The sequence below is a fragment of the Citrobacter sp. Cpo142 genome, assembly GCF_030332425.1.
GTDB classification, from domain to species: Bacteria; Pseudomonadota; Gammaproteobacteria; order Enterobacterales; family Enterobacteriaceae; genus Citrobacter; species Citrobacter portucalensis.
In genome coordinates, this window is record NZ_JAOWHW010000136.1 from 19,615 (window position 1) to 34,865 (window position 15,251).

General features: G+C 51.2%; 11 protein-coding genes, 2 tRNA genes and 1 other RNA gene. 6 read left to right on the forward strand and 8 right to left on the reverse strand.

Annotated features, from left to right (window positions below; genetic code table 11):
- Positions 1 to 517: 517 nt before the first annotated feature.
- On the forward strand, positions 518 to 931 hold the full coding sequence (gene hns, locus OGY18_RS19500; protein WP_003020723.1) for a histone-like nucleoid-structuring protein H-NS: 414 nt from the start codon (positions 518 to 520) through the stop codon (positions 929 to 931).
- Between the two features lie 136 nt (positions 932 to 1,067).
- On the opposite strand, the gene galU is transcribed toward hns, so the two are convergent.
- From galU to rssA, 3 genes are all read right to left on the reverse strand, one after another.
- The gene (gene galU / locus OGY18_RS19505) at positions 1,068 to 1,976 is read right to left on the reverse strand and encodes a UTP--glucose-1-phosphate uridylyltransferase GalU (RefSeq protein ID WP_003020727.1); all 909 of its coding nucleotides are present in this window, start codon (positions 1,974 to 1,976) and stop codon (positions 1,068 to 1,070) included.
- Positions 1,977 to 2,180: 204 nt separating this feature from the next.
- Entirely contained in the window at positions 2,181 to 3,194 is a 1,014-nt protein-coding gene (gene rssB, locus OGY18_RS19510) for a two-component system response regulator RssB (RefSeq protein ID WP_003833382.1), read from the reverse strand.
- A gap of 90 nt (positions 3,195 to 3,284) precedes the next feature.
- The gene (gene rssA / locus OGY18_RS19515) at positions 3,285 to 4,196 is read right to left on the reverse strand and encodes a patatin-like phospholipase RssA (protein ID WP_003833384.1); all 912 of its coding nucleotides are present in this window, start codon (positions 4,194 to 4,196) and stop codon (positions 3,285 to 3,287) included.
- Positions 4,197 to 4,307: 111 nt separating this feature from the next.
- Between rssA and OGY18_RS19520 the strand changes: the two genes are divergently transcribed.
- The 5 genes from OGY18_RS19520 (at position 4,308) to OGY18_RS19540 (ending at position 6,196) form a co-directional block, all read left to right on the forward strand.
- Complete coding sequence (locus OGY18_RS19520; RefSeq protein WP_008784957.1) at positions 4,308 to 4,763, forward strand: YchJ family protein; 456 nt, start codon at positions 4,308 to 4,310, stop codon at positions 4,761 to 4,763.
- A 55-nt stretch (positions 4,764 to 4,818) separates the two neighbouring features.
- Complete coding sequence (gene purU, locus OGY18_RS19525; RefSeq protein ID WP_003020737.1) at positions 4,819 to 5,661, forward strand: formyltetrahydrofolate deformylase; 843 nt, start codon at positions 4,819 to 4,821, stop codon at positions 5,659 to 5,661.
- A 156-nt stretch (positions 5,662 to 5,817) separates the two neighbouring features.
- Positions 5,818 to 5,902 (forward strand) — tRNA-Tyr (locus tag OGY18_RS19530).
- A 34-nt stretch (positions 5,903 to 5,936) separates the two neighbouring features.
- Positions 5,937 to 6,021 (forward strand) — tRNA-Tyr (locus tag OGY18_RS19535).
- Between the two features lie 44 nt (positions 6,022 to 6,065).
- Positions 6,066 to 6,196: non-coding RNA, RtT sRNA (locus OGY18_RS19540), on the forward strand.
- 602 nt (positions 6,197 to 6,798) lie between these two features.
- Here the strand turns inward: OGY18_RS19540 and narI are convergent.
- The 5 genes from narI to OGY18_RS19565 form a co-directional block, all read right to left on the reverse strand.
- Entirely contained in the window at positions 6,799 to 7,476 is a 678-nt protein-coding gene (gene narI / locus OGY18_RS19545) for a respiratory nitrate reductase subunit gamma (protein WP_003833386.1), read from the reverse strand.
- The gene (gene narJ, locus OGY18_RS19550) at positions 7,476 to 8,186 is read right to left on the reverse strand and encodes a nitrate reductase molybdenum cofactor assembly chaperone (protein WP_063940832.1); all 711 of its coding nucleotides are present in this window, start codon (positions 8,184 to 8,186) and stop codon (positions 7,476 to 7,478) included. The genes narI and narJ overlap by 1 nt, the downstream gene beginning before the upstream one ends.
- A complete protein-coding gene (narH, locus tag OGY18_RS19555) occupies positions 8,183 to 9,721 on the reverse strand; it encodes a nitrate reductase subunit beta (protein WP_003833388.1) in 1,539 nt (512 codons plus the stop codon). Before narH ends, narJ begins: the two co-directional genes overlap by 4 nt.
- The gene (locus OGY18_RS19560; RefSeq protein ID WP_063940833.1) at positions 9,718 to 13,461 is read right to left on the reverse strand and encodes a nitrate reductase subunit alpha; all 3,744 of its coding nucleotides are present in this window, start codon (positions 13,459 to 13,461) and stop codon (positions 9,718 to 9,720) included. Before OGY18_RS19560 ends, narH begins: the two co-directional genes overlap by 4 nt.
- Positions 13,462 to 13,856: 395 nt before the next feature.
- Entirely contained in the window at positions 13,857 to 15,248 is a 1,392-nt protein-coding gene (locus tag OGY18_RS19565; protein WP_003833390.1) for a NarK family nitrate/nitrite MFS transporter, read from the reverse strand.
- Positions 15,249 to 15,251 lie beyond the last annotated feature (3 nt).

The window sequence follows — 15,251 nt, forward strand, 5'->3', positions numbered from 1 at the left end:
AAATGAGCGGGCAAGCTCGCACAGTGCCACCTGAATTTAAGTAACGGGTAGTGAGAGAGCATACAACCATCGACCAAACAGCCTGAGCTCGGACGCGTATATACACACTCTTTCACAAATAGTGCTCATGAAATTTATCAATGTCACTTATCATCATACGGCAATAAAGAACCCCTTCCCATATTGTTATTGAATCTACCTACTGTCGCCATGTATTAGCGAATTCACGTAAGCAAAACTAATACAAAAGGTTGAAATCACTGCAAAGAGATACTATTTGTACACCATAAAATGTGACCTGAATCTTGAATTTTTACTCTCAGCCGCTGAGAAGCCCCCTCGCCAATAAGCCTTTTTTATGCCCAACATCATGGGGAATTTAAGACAGGAGAATTAATTCTGATACTAAATAAAGCGCAATTTTGAATTCCTTACATTCCTGGCTATTGCACAACTGAATTTATCGCTCTATTATTAGCTCAACAAACCACCCCAATATAAGTTTGAGATTACTACAATGAGCGAAGCACTTAAAATTCTGAACAACATCCGTACTCTTCGTGCGCAGGCAAGAGAATGCACTCTGGAAACGCTTGAAGAAATGCTGGAAAAATTAGAAGTTGTAGTTAGCGAGCGTCGCGAAGAAGAAAGCGCTGCTGCTGCTGAAGTTGAAGAACGTACTCGTAAACTGCAACAATATCGTGAAATGCTGATCGCTGACGGCATTGATCCGAACGAATTGCTGAATAGCATGGCTGCTGTTAAATCTGGCACCAAAGCTAAGCGCGCTGCACGTCCGGCTAAATATAGCTATGTTGACGAAAACGGTGAAACTAAAACCTGGACTGGCCAGGGTCGTACACCGGCAGTGATCAAAAAAGCTATGGAAGAACAAGGTAAACAACTGGACGATTTCCTGATCAAGGAATAATTCAGAAATAGTTTGTTTAAAATCCCGCCACTGGCGGGATTTTTTTTACCGGTACTTCGCTCAAACCTACCCGGATTAGGTATAAAAAAACGGCGCTGTTAATACAGCGCCGTTCTGACCAGATAATACCAGAAGGTTACTTCTTAATACCCATCTCGTCTTCCAGCCAGGCTTTAAATTCGGCGCCGAGAGTATTATGGCGAATACCATATTCAACGAACGCCTGCATATAGCCCAGTTTATTACCACAGTCGTGGCTTTTGCCCTTCATGTGATAAGCTTCAACCGTCTCTTTTTCAATCAGCATATCGATAGCATCTGTCAGCTGAATTTCATCACCCGCTCCCGGAGGGGTTTTAGCCAGCAGAGGCCAGATATCGGCACTAAGAACGTAACGACCCACAACGGCCAGATTAGAAGGCGCAACATCAGCTTTTGGTTTTTCAACCACACCAACCATCGGGACGCTTTCGCCCGGGGATAATTCAACGCCTTTACAATCCACAACGCCATAAGCCGTAACATCTTCTACCGGTTCAACCATAATCTGGCTGCTACCTGTTTCATCAAAACGATGAATCATTTCGGCAAGGTTGTCGCGGGATAAATCAGATTCGTATTCGTCAAGAATTACGTCCGGCAGGATTACAGCTACCGGTTCATCGCCAACCACAGGGTGCGCGCACAATACCGCGTGGCCCAGACCTTTAGCCAGCCCCTGACGCACCTGCATAATAGTCACATGTGGCGGACAAATAGATTGCACTTCTTCCAGCAGCTGACGTTTTACACGTTTTTCCAGCATCGCTTCAAGTTCAAAACTGGTGTCGAAGTGGTTTTCAATGGAATTTTTAGACGAGTGAGTTACAAGTACAATTTCAGTGATGCCCGCAGCAATACATTCGTTTACGACGTACTGAATTAATGGCTTATCAACCAACGGTAGCATCTCTTTCGGGATTGCTTTCGTAGCCGGTAACATCCTGGTTCCTAATCCCGCAACTGGGATAACGGCTTTTTTGACTTTTGAATTAAGGGCAGCCATTTAAAACTCTCCTGGACTGTTCATGTATTGAACGTGTTCATCATTCTGTATCGCATCCGAGTATATCAGTACAGCGACAAGCTTCTGGTATGAAAAGGACGCGCGTCGGTATAATTAAGATAAATACGAATAAATCTGGCGCTGATAGTAGCACTCACAACATGGGGAGGGTGAACCAATTTCATTTGCACGCCTCTCAATTGTTCATTCCGCAGACAACATCAAGCGCAGGCGACCTCCCGCCCCCCAAATCTGGCATTGCCATGACTCACAATGTTGGCTCAGCTGATTAAGATACGTATTACCTAAGGTACCCAGCGGAACGCCATTGCTGATTTGCACTTGGTGGGAACCGGTATTTAATGTCGCATTCAGCCCTGCTGATACCAGAATTAGATTTTTTAATCCGCTGTGGTAATACCCTACCAGCAAGGGAAACTGCCCTGGTAAATTGGCTTGCCGCAACAAATGATTTACCTGTTTCAATAACGTACCTAGCTCTGGCAACCGTTGATTTTGTTGTGTCAGTTGCTCCTGCAGTAAACCATTAAATAGCGCTCGCAGTAATAATGCAGCCAGCACGCCATTATCCCCTGCCCGCGTCACATCAAGGCAATAGAATGCAAGGTCATGATCCGACAGCGGCGCAATATCCAACACCAGCCCCGGTTGGTCGGCTGCCACCAATTGTCGATAGTTAATGCGACAGTGCGAGAGCACTTGCGACACTGGAGGCTGTAATTCTTTTAGCAACTTCGCAGCAGCAGCTGGATCGTCCACCATCGCATCCCAGTCGCGAAACAGCCGTTCTTCTTCTTCCACGCGTGAATTAAACATGTTGGGATAAAGACAGGCAAAGACGGTTTCTCGCAAGCGATTAAGGTCTTTCACCGGCTTCAACAGGACATCATCCACACCGAGTCGTAGCGCTTTGGCTATGTCGGACATGTTTTCCGTCGCAGAAATCACCAGTATCGGGGTCTGATCGCCACGATTGCGTAAATACTCAACCAGTTTGAGACCGTTCATTCTTGGCATAGCCAGGTCGCAGATCATCAGGTCGGGTTTAAAATGCCCAAGCAAGTCCAGTGCTTCAAGTCCGTCACCAGCTACCGCCGTTGTCGCTCCCAAAGAGGAAAACCATGAGTCCATGAGTGAGCGAAATACCGGCTCATCCTCAACGATAAGAATCTGTTTTCCGACCAATGGCTGCGTCATATTCTCCCCCCTGACTGGCTTTAATAAATAGTGGCATGCTATTGCCACTCACGCCTGTCAGAATTAGCTTAAGTGTTGATAAAAAATGCGTTAGACGTTGGTTTTCACCAGGGGTAGAAGCTCATCCATTTTCTTCTCGACCGCTAACTGCCCGGCAGCAATTGCCGCACTGGCGCGGTGAAAATCCAGCGTGGATATTTGTGGACAAAACGGCTGAATCAGAATGTCTGGAGGGTCACCGGCCATGCGGTTACGTTTCAGTCGGTTTTCCAGAACCTGAATAGACGTCGTCATAATCTCCATCGCCGTGGGCGCAGTTACTGCACGCCTGGCCGTAATGTTGCTCAAGCGTTCTTTCAGACGGGCATGCCATGAGAGTTCGTCACCATCATCACCCGATTCGGCATCGCTATTGACGTTGAAGGAGAGTAAATCTTGTTGCATGAGATGCGCATCGTGTTGCAGGTCGACCGCAATAACAATATCGGCCCCCAACGCGCGAGTCAGGGAGACAGGGACAGGATTCACCACCGCACCATCGACCAGCCAGTAACCATTGTGCGCCACAGGTGACATCAGGCCAGGAATACTGCAGGAGGCCCGGACAGCCAGATGTAAATCACCTTCGGTGAACCAAAGTTCCCGACCCGTACTCAGATTGGTGGCCACTGTTGCGAAACGGCGAGTACATTGCTCAATTGCTTCTACCGGCATCACATTACGGTACTGATTGAATACCCGTTCACCGCGCAGTAAACCTCCCCTGCGCCACGAGAGATCCATCAACCGTAAAACATCCCAATAGCTGAAAGAACAGACCCACTTTTCGAGAGCAGGCAGCTTATTGCAGGCGTAGGCAGCGCCAACCAACGAACCGATGGAGCACCCTGCCACGATATCAACATCAATACCCATATGCTTAAGGGCTTTAATAACGCCAATATGCGACCAACCTCGCGCCGCGCCGGAACCTAGCGCCAGCCCAATTTTTATTTTTCTCATTATACGTACAAACTTCCCCTGGCTTGCAGACGTAGCAACATCGCTACCGCTCAGTTAACATAGTGCCACTCTGGCGTTTTTACGCCGTTTTTATATTCCAGGGAGTACTTTGTGTCTCAGCTTTGTCCCTGTGGTAGCGCTGTCGAGTATAGCCTATGTTGCTACCGTTATGTGTCCGGCGCGCAAGTAGCACCTACGCCGTCACACCTCATGCGTTCTCGTTACTGTGCTTTTGTGATGAAAGACGCAGATTACCTTATCAGGACCTGGCATCCGGATTGTCATGCGGCCGAGTTTCGCGACGACATTATCGCAGGATTTACTCATACCGAATGGCTTGGACTGACCGTTTTTGAACAAGAGACGGCAGACACAGAAAATATCGGCTATGTCAGTTTTGTCGCACGGTTTTCTGAACAAGGTAAAACAGGTGCAATTATCGAGCGCTCTCGTTTTTTAAAAGAAAACGGTCAGTGGTACTATATAGACGGTACACGCCCTCAAATTGGACGAAACGATACCTGCCCTTGTGGCTCAGGTAAAAAATTTAAAAAGTGCTGCGGCTAATCAACGCTCGACAGTATCAATTTTGCAAACATTCTCAACAGGATCACCGCTGCAAATGCATTCATTACAACGAAAAGTGCTGCGTACTATTTGCCCGGACCAAAAAGGTCTGATCGCGCGCATTACGAATATCTGTTACAAGCATGAACTGAACATCGTGCAGAACAATGAGTTTGTGGACCACCGTACCGGACGCTTTTTTATGCGCACCGAACTGGAGGGCATTTTTAACGACGTCACGCTGCTTGCCGATCTGGACAGCGCCTTACCTGAAGGCTCGATTCGTGAATTAACCCCAGCAGGCCGACGCCGCATCGTCATTTTGGTCACCAAGGAAGCGCATTGCCTGGGCGATTTATTAATGAAGGCCAATTATGGCGGGCTGGATGTTGAAATCGCCGCGGTGATCGGCAATCACGAGACCTTGCGTCCTCTGGTTGAACGGTTTGATATTCCGTTTGAGCTGGTGAGCCATGAAGGTTTAACACGTGACGAACATGATCAGAAAATGGCTGATGCTATCGACGCCCACCAGCCGGACTATGTCGTGCTGGCCAAATACATGCGCGTTCTGACCCCGACATTTGTTTCACGCTTTCCGAATAAAATTATCAATATTCACCATTCATTCCTGCCAGCATTCATTGGTGCTCGTCCGTACCATCAAGCTTATGAGCGTGGCGTGAAGATCATCGGCGCGACGGCCCACTACGTGAATGATAACCTCGATGAAGGCCCAATCATTATGCAGGACGTGATCCATGTTGATCACACCTACACTGCCGAAGACATGATGCGCGCGGGTCGCGACGTTGAAAAAAATGTATTAAGCCGTGCGCTGTATCAGGTTCTGGCTCAACGCGTCTTTGTTTACGGTAACCGAACGATTATTCTGTAATCGATTGATAAGTTAATTGGTTACCTTTACATCTTTACGTGTAAAAATCAGGCAACCAGTTCTTTTTTATCAACGGAATGCTTTACAGGGGCGCATCATTTGATATGATGCGCCCCGCTTCCAACGGAAGCAGGCCAGTAATTAGCATTACCCCGTGGTGGGGTTCCCGAGCGGCCAAAGGGAGCAGACTGTAAATCTGCCGTCATCGACTTCGAAGGTTCGAATCCTTCCCCCACCACCATCTTCTAGCACTGCCTACAATTTGAATTACCCCTGGTGGGGTTCCCGAGCGGCCAAAGGGAGCAGACTGTAAATCTGCCGTCATCGACTTCGAAGGTTCGAATCCTTCCCCCACCACCATCACTTCATAAAGCACCAACAGCAAATCAATCTCTAATGCCCCATATTCTGCCCATGCGGGAAGGATGAGAAGCTTCGACTAAGGTTCGATTCGAGCGAAGCGAGAAAGCGTTGCCGCAGGCAACGACCCGAAGGGCGAAGCGCGCAGCGCTGAGTAATCCTTCCCCCACCACCATCACTTCATAAAGCATCAACACCCAATCCAACTGCAATGCCCTTTATTTGCCTGATGCGCTGCGCTTATCAGGCCTACGAACTCGACACGTGCCCGCTATTTGTCTGCTGCGCTGCGCTTATCAGGCCTACAAACTCGATACGTGCCCCCAATTTGTCTGCTGCGCTGCGCTTATCAGGCCTACGAACTCGACACGTGCCCGCTATTTGTCTGCTGCACTTATCAGACCTACGAACTCGACACGTGCCCGCTATTTGTCTGCTGCGCTGCGCTTATCAGGCCTATAAACTCGACACGTGCCCGCTATTTGTCTGCTGCGCTTATCAGGCCTACAAACTCGATACGTGCCCGCTGTTTGCCTGATGCGCTGCACTTATCAGGCCTACAAACTCGATACGTGCCCCCAATTTGTCTGCTGCGCTGCGCTTATCAGGCCTACAAACTCGATACGTGCCCGCTATTTGTCTGCTGCGCTACGCTTATCAGGCCTACAGCACTCGCTGATACCTTCGTAGGTCGGATAAGGCGCTTGCGCCGCCATCCGGCAAACAGGCATAAAAAAACCCCGCCGAAGCAGGGTTTTGTCATTCTCAAATATACGATTAGTGACGCGCGCGAACAATCTGGTATTTGCGTGTCAGATATTCGACCGGGACGCTCCAGATGTGTACCAGACGCGAGAATGGGAACAACAGGAACAGCGTCATACCCAGCACCAGGTGCATACGGAAAATGAACGCAACACCATCCAGATATTGAGACGCTCCGCCCTGGAAGGTCACCACTGTCTGCGCCCAGTTCACCAGCTTCATCATCTCACTACCGTCCATATGCTGGGCGGAGAACGGAATGGTCAGCAGGCCCAGCGCACACTGGATCACCAGCAGTGAGAGGATCAGAATATCCGCTCCGGTGGTGGTGGCCCGCACGCGTGGGCTGAACAGACGACGTTTCAGCAGCAGTACGCCACCAATCAGACACATCAGGCCACTGGCACCGCCCGCAAACATTGCCATCTTTTGTTTCACTTCAAGCGGTAGCCAGGCTTCATACATCCAGTGCGGCGTCAACATGCCAAGGAAGTGCCCTGCAAAGATACCCAGGATCCCGATGTGAAACAGGTTTGACGCCAGATTCATCCCTTTGCGATCCAGCATCTGACTGGAAGCCGCACGCCATGTATATTGCCCATAGTCATAACGCAGCCAGCTGCCGATCAGAAAGACAGAACCCGCGATGTACGGATAGATGTCAAAGAAGAACGTATTCAGGAAGTGCATTATTGCTGTCCTCCGGTGGTGATATTCAGATACTGCGGCGCAACGGCCCCGGCAAAACGACGCTGGTGAGCGGAGATTTCCGACTCGCCACACCCCTGATCGGCGAAGAATTTCACCTGCTCTTCTTCCCAGACCGCATCCAGCGCTTGTGGAGTATCGTCACGGGCTTCATCCGCAATTTTTTCAGCCACTTTATCGCTGTCGATAACGGTATTCGCCAGTTTTAACAGCAGATCGAACAGCACCGCATAACGGCTTTCACGCTGTTGCAAACGAGCGCTGAGCAGCGCCAGAATCGGCGCAATATCCTGTAAGCCACCTAGCGCTTCGCTTTTCGGCAGTTGCGCAAGGTATTCCAGATACAGCGGCAGATGATCGGGAAGTTCGCGGCTGTCGAGCTGCAAACCGTGCTGCTCATACTGTGCCATCAGGTCAACCATAGCCTGACCGCGATCGCGGGATTCACCGTGAACATGTTCAAACAGCAGCAGCGATGTCGCGCGGCCACGGTCAAACAGTTCGCTGTAGGCGGCCTGCACATCCAGCATGTCCTGCGCGGTTAGATCGCGCAGGAAAACGCCCAGAGCCTGGGCATCCTCTTTATCCAGGTTCTCAGATGACGCGAGTGCATCGAAAAGTTCCTGCTGATGCTGCCATAAGGCAGCATCCGGGTACTCGAGCAGACGCGAAACAATGACGAGTTCAATCATTGGTGCGGCTCCGTTTTGCTGGTCACATCGACAGCGTCGATGCGGCGGCTGTTGAACAGATTGAATTTAGTATCAGAACCGTGGCAACCGTCGCCGAAGGTAAAGCCACAACCGCTTTTCTCCGGGAACGCGTCACGCGCCAGTTCACGATGGCTGCTCGGTACCACGAAACGATCTTCATAGTTCGCGATTGCCAGGTAACGATACATTTCCTGTGCCTGTGCTTCGCTTAAGCCCACCTCTTCCAGTGCACGGGTATCAACTTTGCCGTCAACAGTTTCCGCACGTTTGTAGTGACGCATGGCCAGCATACGTTTCAGCGCCAACAGTACAGGTTGGGTGTCACCTGCGGTCAGCAGGTTCGCCAGGTACTGAACCGGAATACGCAGGCTGTCAACATCCGGCAGAATACCGTTGCTGCCCAGCTCGCCCGCATCAGCAGCTGACTGAATCGGTGACAATGGCGGCACGTACCAGACCATCGGCAGTGTGCGGTATTCCGGATGCAGCGGCAGCGCCAGCTTCCAGTCCATCGCCATTTTGTAAACCGGAGACTGCTGTGCGGCATCAATGACGCTCAGCGGAATACCATCTTTCAGCGCCTGTTCAATAACAGCCGGATCGTTCGGATCGAGGAACACGTCCAGTTGACGCTGGTACAGATCTTTCTCGTGCTCGGTACTTGCTGCACTTTCGATCGCATCTGCGTCATACAGCAGTACGCCGAGGTAACGGATACGACCTACACAGGTTTCGGAGCAAACGGTCGGCTGACCGGCTTCGATACGCGGGTAGCAGAAGATGCACTTCTCAGATTTCCCGCTCTTCCAGTTGAAGTAGATCTTCTTGTACGGGCAGCCGGTGATACACATACGCCAGCCGCGGCACTTGTCCTGGTCGATCAGCACGATGCCATCTTCTTCACGCTTGTAGATAGCGCCGCTCGGACAGGTCGCCACACACGCCGGATTAAGGCAGTGCTCACACAGACGCGGCAGGTACATCATGAAGGTGTTTTCGAACTGACCGTACATCGCCTTCTGCATGTTTTCGAAGTTCTGGTCTTTGGCGCGTTTTTCAAACTCGCCGCCCAGAATTTCTTCCCAGTTCGGACCGCTGGTGATTTTATCCATTCGCTGACCGGTGATCAGCGAGCGTGGACGAGCAATTGGCTGTGCTTTGCTGTCTGCCGGGGCGTTATGCAACGTCTGGTAGTCAAAATCAAACGGCTCGTAGTAATCATCCATGCCCGGCAGATGCGGGTTAGCAAAGATTTTACCCAACAGCAGCGCTTTGTTACCCATGCGCGGCTGCAGTTTGCCGTTGATTTTACGGATCCAACCGCCCTTCCATTTTTCCTGGTTTTCCCAGTCGTTCGGGAAGCCAACGCCAGGCTTACTTTCTACGTTGTTGAACCAGGCGTACTCCATACCTTCACGGCTGGTCCAGACGTTTTTACAGGTCACTGAACAGGTGTGGCAGCCGATGCACTTATCGAGATTCAGCACCATGCCGACTTGTGAACGAATTTTCATTTTACGCTCTCCTGTACCTGGTCATTGCCTTCGCCATCCAACCAGTTAATGTTCTTCATCTTACGTACAACTACGAACTCATCACGGTTTGAACCGACGGTACCGTAGTAGTTAAAGCCGTAGGCCAGCTGCGCATAGCCGCCGATCATATGGGTCGGTTTCGGCGTAATACGGGTCACCGAGTTGTGGATCCCACCACGCTGCTGGGTGATTTCTGAACCCGGCAGGTTAACGATACGTTCCTGCGCGTGGTACATCATGGTCATCCCGGCCGGTACACGCTGGCTGACAACTGCACGTGCCGTCAGCGCACCGTTGCTGTTGAAGACTTCGATCCAGTCGTTATCTTCGATTCCCAGATCCTTCGCATCGACTTCGCTCATCCACACAATCGGGCCACCGCGTGACAGCGTCAGCATCAGCAAGTTGTCGCTGTAAGTGGAGTGGATACCCCATTTCTGGTGCGGCGTCAGGAAGTTGAGCGCTTTTTCCGGGTTACCGTTAGATTTCTCGCCGATCACCGCTTTCACCGAACGGGTGTCGATTGGCGGACGGTAAACCAGCAGGCTTTCACCAAAGTCACGCATCCACTGATGATCCTGATACAACTGCTGGCGACCAGACAGCGTACGCCATGGGATCAGCTCGTGAACGTTGGTATAGCCGGCGTTATAAGACACGTGTTCATCTTCCAGTCCTGACCAGGTCGGGCTGGAGATAATTTTGCGCGGCTGCGCCTGAATATCGCGGAAGCGAATTTTTTCGTCTTCTTTATTCAGCGCCAGATGCGTATGGTCACGACCGGTAAATTCACTCAGCGCAGCCCAGGCTTTAACGGCTACCTGACCGTTAGTTTCCGGCGCCAGCGTCAGGATCATCTCGGCTGCATCAATTGCGGTATCCAGCATCGGCTGGCCTTTTGCCGGACCTTCAGCCTTGGTGTAATTGAGCTTACGCAGCAGATCCATTTCGCTCTGGGTATTCCAGGCAATCCCTTTACCGCCGTTACCGATTTTTTCCATCAGCGGGCCGATGGAGGTGAAACGCTCGTAGGTTGCTGGATAATCACGCTCAACGGTCATGATGTGCGGTGCGGTAACACCAGGAATCAGGTCACATTCACCTTTTTTCCAGTCCTTCACGTCCAGCGGTTGTGCCAGTTCTGCGGCAGAGTCGTGCTGAATTGGCAGCGTAACGACGTCGGTTTCTTTACCGAGATGACCCACGCAAACTTCAGAGAATTTCTTGGCGATGGCTTTGTAGATTTCCCAGTCGCTCTTCGATTCCCAGGCAGGGTCAACGGCCGCAGACAGAGGATGAATAAACGGATGCATGTCCGAGGTATTCATATCGTCTTTTTCATACCAGGTTGCGGTCGGCAGCACGATGTCGGAATACAGACAGGTGCTCGACAGACGGAAGTCCAGCGTGACAACCAGATCCAGTTTGCCGTCCAGGCCGTTATCCTGCCATTCCACTTCTTCAGGCTTCACGCCGCTCTGCTGGCCGAGATCTTTGCCCTGAATACCATGTTCAGTACCCAGCAGATACTTGAGCATGTACTCGTGGCCTTTACCGGAAGAACCGAGCAGGTTAGAACGCCAGATAAACAGGTTGCGCGGATGGTTTTTACCGTTTTCCGGCTGCTCTGCCGCAAAGCGAATTGAACCTTCTTTCAGGGATTTAACGGTGTAATCCACCGGCGTCATGCCTGCTTTCTGCGCTTCTTCGGCGATACGCAGCGGGTTAGTCCCTAACTGCGGCGCAGATGGCAACCAGCCCATACGTTCAGCGCGAACGTTAAAATCAATCAAATGACCGCTGTAGCGGGATTTGTCTGCCATCGGGGAAAGCAGTTCCTGCGCAGTAACCGTCTCATAGCGCCATTGGCTGGAGTGGTTATAGAAGTAGGAAGTGCTGTTCATATGACGAGGCGGACGCTGCCAGTCAAGAGCAAACGCCAGCGGCTGCCAGCCGGTTTGCGGACGCAGTTTTTCCTGGCCGACATAGTGGGCCCAACCGCCGCCGCTCTGACCGATACAACCGCAGAACACCAGCATATTGATCAAGCCACGATAGTTCATATCGAGGTGGTACCAGTGGTTCAGGCCCGCACCGACGATGATCATCGAACGACCGTGTGTTTTATCGGCGTTATCCGCAAATTCACGGGCAATGCGCACGATCTGAGAGCGAGATACGCCAGTGATTTTTTCTGCCCATGCCGGCGTGTACGCTTTCACGTCATCGTAGCTGGTCGCGCAGTTTTCGTCGTTCAGACCACGTTCCAGGCCATAGTTAGCCATGGTCAGGTCGTAAACGGTGGTCACCAGCGCGGTAGAGCCATCGGCCAACTGCAGGCGTTTAACCGGCAGTTTGTGCAACAGAATATTTTCCAGCTCTACTTTACTGAAGTGCTCGGTGCCTTCGCCGCCAAAGTACGGGAAGCCCACTTCAGCGATATCGTCCTGGCTACCCAGCAGGCTGAGCTGCAGTTCAGTTTCATCACCGGACGTACCGTCGCGTTGCTCAAGGTTCCATTTGCCCTTTTCGCCCCAACGGAAACCAATTGAACCGTTTGGCGCAACCATTTCGCCGTTGCTGTTGATAGCGACGGTTTTCCATTCTGGGTTATTTTCCTGGCCCAGAGAGTCGACCAGATCCGCCGCACGCAGCATACGACCAGCAGCATAGTAGCCGTCACGCTCTTCGAGCATCACCAGCATTGGCATGTCGGTATAACGACGAACATAGTCGGTGAAGTACTGGCTCGGGTTATCGAGGTGGAACTCGCGCAGCATGACATGGCCCATCGCCATTGCCATCGCCGCATCGGTTCCCTGCTTCGGTGCTAGCCACAGGTCGCAAAGTTTGGCAATTTCTGCGTAGTCCGGAGTAATCGCTACCGTTTTGGTGCCTTTATAGCGAACTTCAGTAAAGAAGTGTGCATCCGGAGTACGGGTCTGCGGTACGTTAGAGCCCCATGCAAGAATGTAGCTGGAGTTATACCAGTCGGCAGATTCCGGTACGTCGGTTTGCTCGCCCCAGGTTTGCGGGGAAGCCGGCGGCAGGTCACAGTACCAGTCGTAGAAGCTCAGGCAGGTACCGCCAATCAGCGACATATAGCGTGCGCCGGAAGCATAAGAAACCATCGACATCGCTGGGATCGGAGAGAAGCCTGCAACTCGGTCAGGGCCATAGGTTTTGATGGTGTAAACGTTAGATGCAGCAATCAGTTCATTCACTTCCTGCCAGGAAGAACGAACAAACCCACCACGACCGCGCGCTTGTTTGAAGCTTTTTGCTTTGTCGGCGTCTTCGATGATGGATGCCCATGCGTCTACCGGATCGCTGTGCAGTCTTTTTGCTTCACGCCACATCTTCATCAGACGTTTGCGCATCAGCGGGTATTTCAGACGGTTAGCGCTGTAGAGATACCAGGAATAGCTTGCACCACGTGGGCAGCCGCGAGGCTCGTGGTTAGGCATATCTGGACGCGTGCGTGGGTAGTCAGTTTGCTGGGTCTCCCAGGTCACCAGACCATTTTTCACATAGATTTTCCAGCTGCATGAGCCCGTGCAGTTTACCCCGTGGGTTGAACGCACGATTTTGTCATGCTGCCAACGCTGGCGGTATCCGTCCTCCCAGTCCCTGTTGGTATTGAGAAGCTGGCCATGCCCATCGGCAAAGGTTTCGCCCTTCTGTTTGAAGTAGCGAAACCGGTCCAGGAATTTACTCATCGGTTTTCTCCTGTAGGAGCCTGACGGCTCTCTGATAAATCGACATTGCTTGATTGAGAGCGAAGGTAACGCTCTGAAAGGGCGTGAGAATTGATAACGATCAAGGCATGCAGGGATGAAAACAGAGGGTCGATTTTCACATACCCCCTTAGTAGGATATTAATAAAACAGTCAACATATTGAATTTAAATGATTTTATTAAAATCAGTTATCATACAAATGTTAAATTCTTTATAAGTGGGTATTAAGGGGTATCCCCCCTGCCAGGCATATTACCAGCGCCGTTTTCGCAGACTTTCGTCATGAGCTCACATATAAGTATGTTGTAACTAATTTAGAACAAAAAAAAGCGCGGTCTAACACCGCGCAATGGATAATCAACTGCTACTACTTTTTTACTTTTTAGAATGACGTCCGTACACCGCCCAAGTGATGACCACACAAGCGACATAGAAGATCAGAAATACTTTCATCGCATCGACCGGAGAACCGGTTAACGCCAGAGACGTACCAAATGCTTTCGGGATAAAGAAGCCGCCAATCGCACCAATGGCTGAGATAAAGCCCAACGCTGCCGCAGTGTCTGTTGCTGCTTCGCGCATTGCTTTCTCTTCTGAACCGCCTTCAGCTTTCACTCTGTCCATCGTCAGCTTGCGGAAGATAACGGAGATCATCTGGAAGGTTGAACCACTCCCCAGACCAGCCGTCAGGAACAATGCCAGGAACACCGCGAAGAAGGCGATAAAGTTGCCGCCAACGCCGTTTGATGGCAGCGTCAGGAACAGTAAGGCACTGAAAATTGCCATCAGCACGAAGTTCACCAGCGTTACACGGGTTCCGCCCAGACGGTCAGAGATTGCGCCGCCCGCTGAACGAGCCAGCGCGCCAATCAACGGTCCAAAGAAGGCGTAATGCAAGATCTGTACCTCAGGAAACTGCGTTTTTGACAACATGGCAAAACCGGCAGAGAAACCGATGAATGAACCGAAGGTTGCCAGATACAGCAGGCTCATAATCCACAGATGCCCACGTTTCAGCACCGGCAATTGCTCTTTCAGCGACGCTTTTGAGGTTGCCAGTTCATTCATACCAAACCATGCAGCCAGCGTTAACACCGCAAGGAACGGTACCCAAATCCATGCGGCGTTTGCTAGATACAGCTGTGTACCATCCGGTTGTTCAACCCCGTGGCTACCAAATGCGGCAAAGATTGACAGTGAAACCACCAGCGGCGCAACCAACTGCATCACGCTGACGCCCATGTTGCCCAGGCCACCGTTCAGACCCAGCGCACCACCCTGTTTCTGTTTTGGAAAGAAGAAACTGATGTTTGCCATGCTGGACGCAAAGTTCGCACCGGCGAAACCGCACAACAGAGAGATAATAATAAAGGTACTAAACGGCGTGGAAGTATCCTGCACCGCAAAACCTAACCATACGCAAGGAATGATCAGGATACCGGTGCTAAACGCTGTCCAGCGACGTCCACCAAACAGGGGAACCATAAAGGAGTACGGAACACGCAGCAGCGCGCCGGACACAGAAGGTAATGCCGTCAGCATGAACAGCTGTTCAGTGGTGAAATCAAATCCGACTTTCGGTAAGTTCACCGCCACGGCGCTAAATAACATCCACACGCAAAACGCCAGCAGCAAGCAAGGGACGGAAATCCACAGGTTACGGCTGGCGATTCGTTGACCACGCTGCTGCCAGAAGGCGGGATCTTCCGGCCGCCATTCGGTAATTACAGCTCCAGATGCCCTTTCCGGGGCAGATGAGTGACTCATAGA

Bases quoted from the DNA above. Each gene is read 5' to 3' on its own strand.
- OGY18_RS19560 (WP_063940833.1), bottom strand. From the start codon at position 13,461: ATGAGTAAATTCCTGGACCGGTTTCGCTACTTCAAACAGAAGGGCGAA.
- narI (WP_003833386.1), bottom strand. From the start codon at position 7,476: ATGCACTTCCTGAATACGTTCTTCTTTGACATCTATCCGTACATCGCG.
- rssB (WP_003833382.1), bottom strand. From the start codon at position 3,194: ATGACGCAGCCATTGGTCGGAAAACAGATTCTTATCGTTGAGGATGAG.
- galU (WP_003020727.1), bottom strand. From the start codon at position 1,976: ATGGCTGCCCTTAATTCAAAAGTCAAAAAAGCCGTTATCCCAGTTGCG.
- purU (WP_003020737.1), top strand. From the start codon at position 4,819: ATGCATTCATTACAACGAAAAGTGCTGCGTACTATTTGCCCGGACCAA.
- narJ (WP_063940832.1), bottom strand. From the start codon at position 8,186: ATGATTGAACTCGTCATTGTTTCGCGTCTGCTCGAGTACCCGGATGCT.
- rssA (WP_003833384.1), bottom strand. From the start codon at position 4,196: ATGAGAAAAATAAAAATTGGGCTGGCGCTAGGTTCCGGCGCGGCGCGA.
- OGY18_RS19565 (WP_003833390.1), bottom strand. From the start codon at position 15,248: ATGAGTCACTCATCTGCCCCGGAAAGGGCATCTGGAGCTGTAATTACC.
- hns (WP_003020723.1), top strand. From the start codon at position 518: ATGAGCGAAGCACTTAAAATTCTGAACAACATCCGTACTCTTCGTGCG.
- narH (WP_003833388.1), bottom strand. From the start codon at position 9,721: ATGAAAATTCGTTCACAAGTCGGCATGGTGCTGAATCTCGATAAGTGC.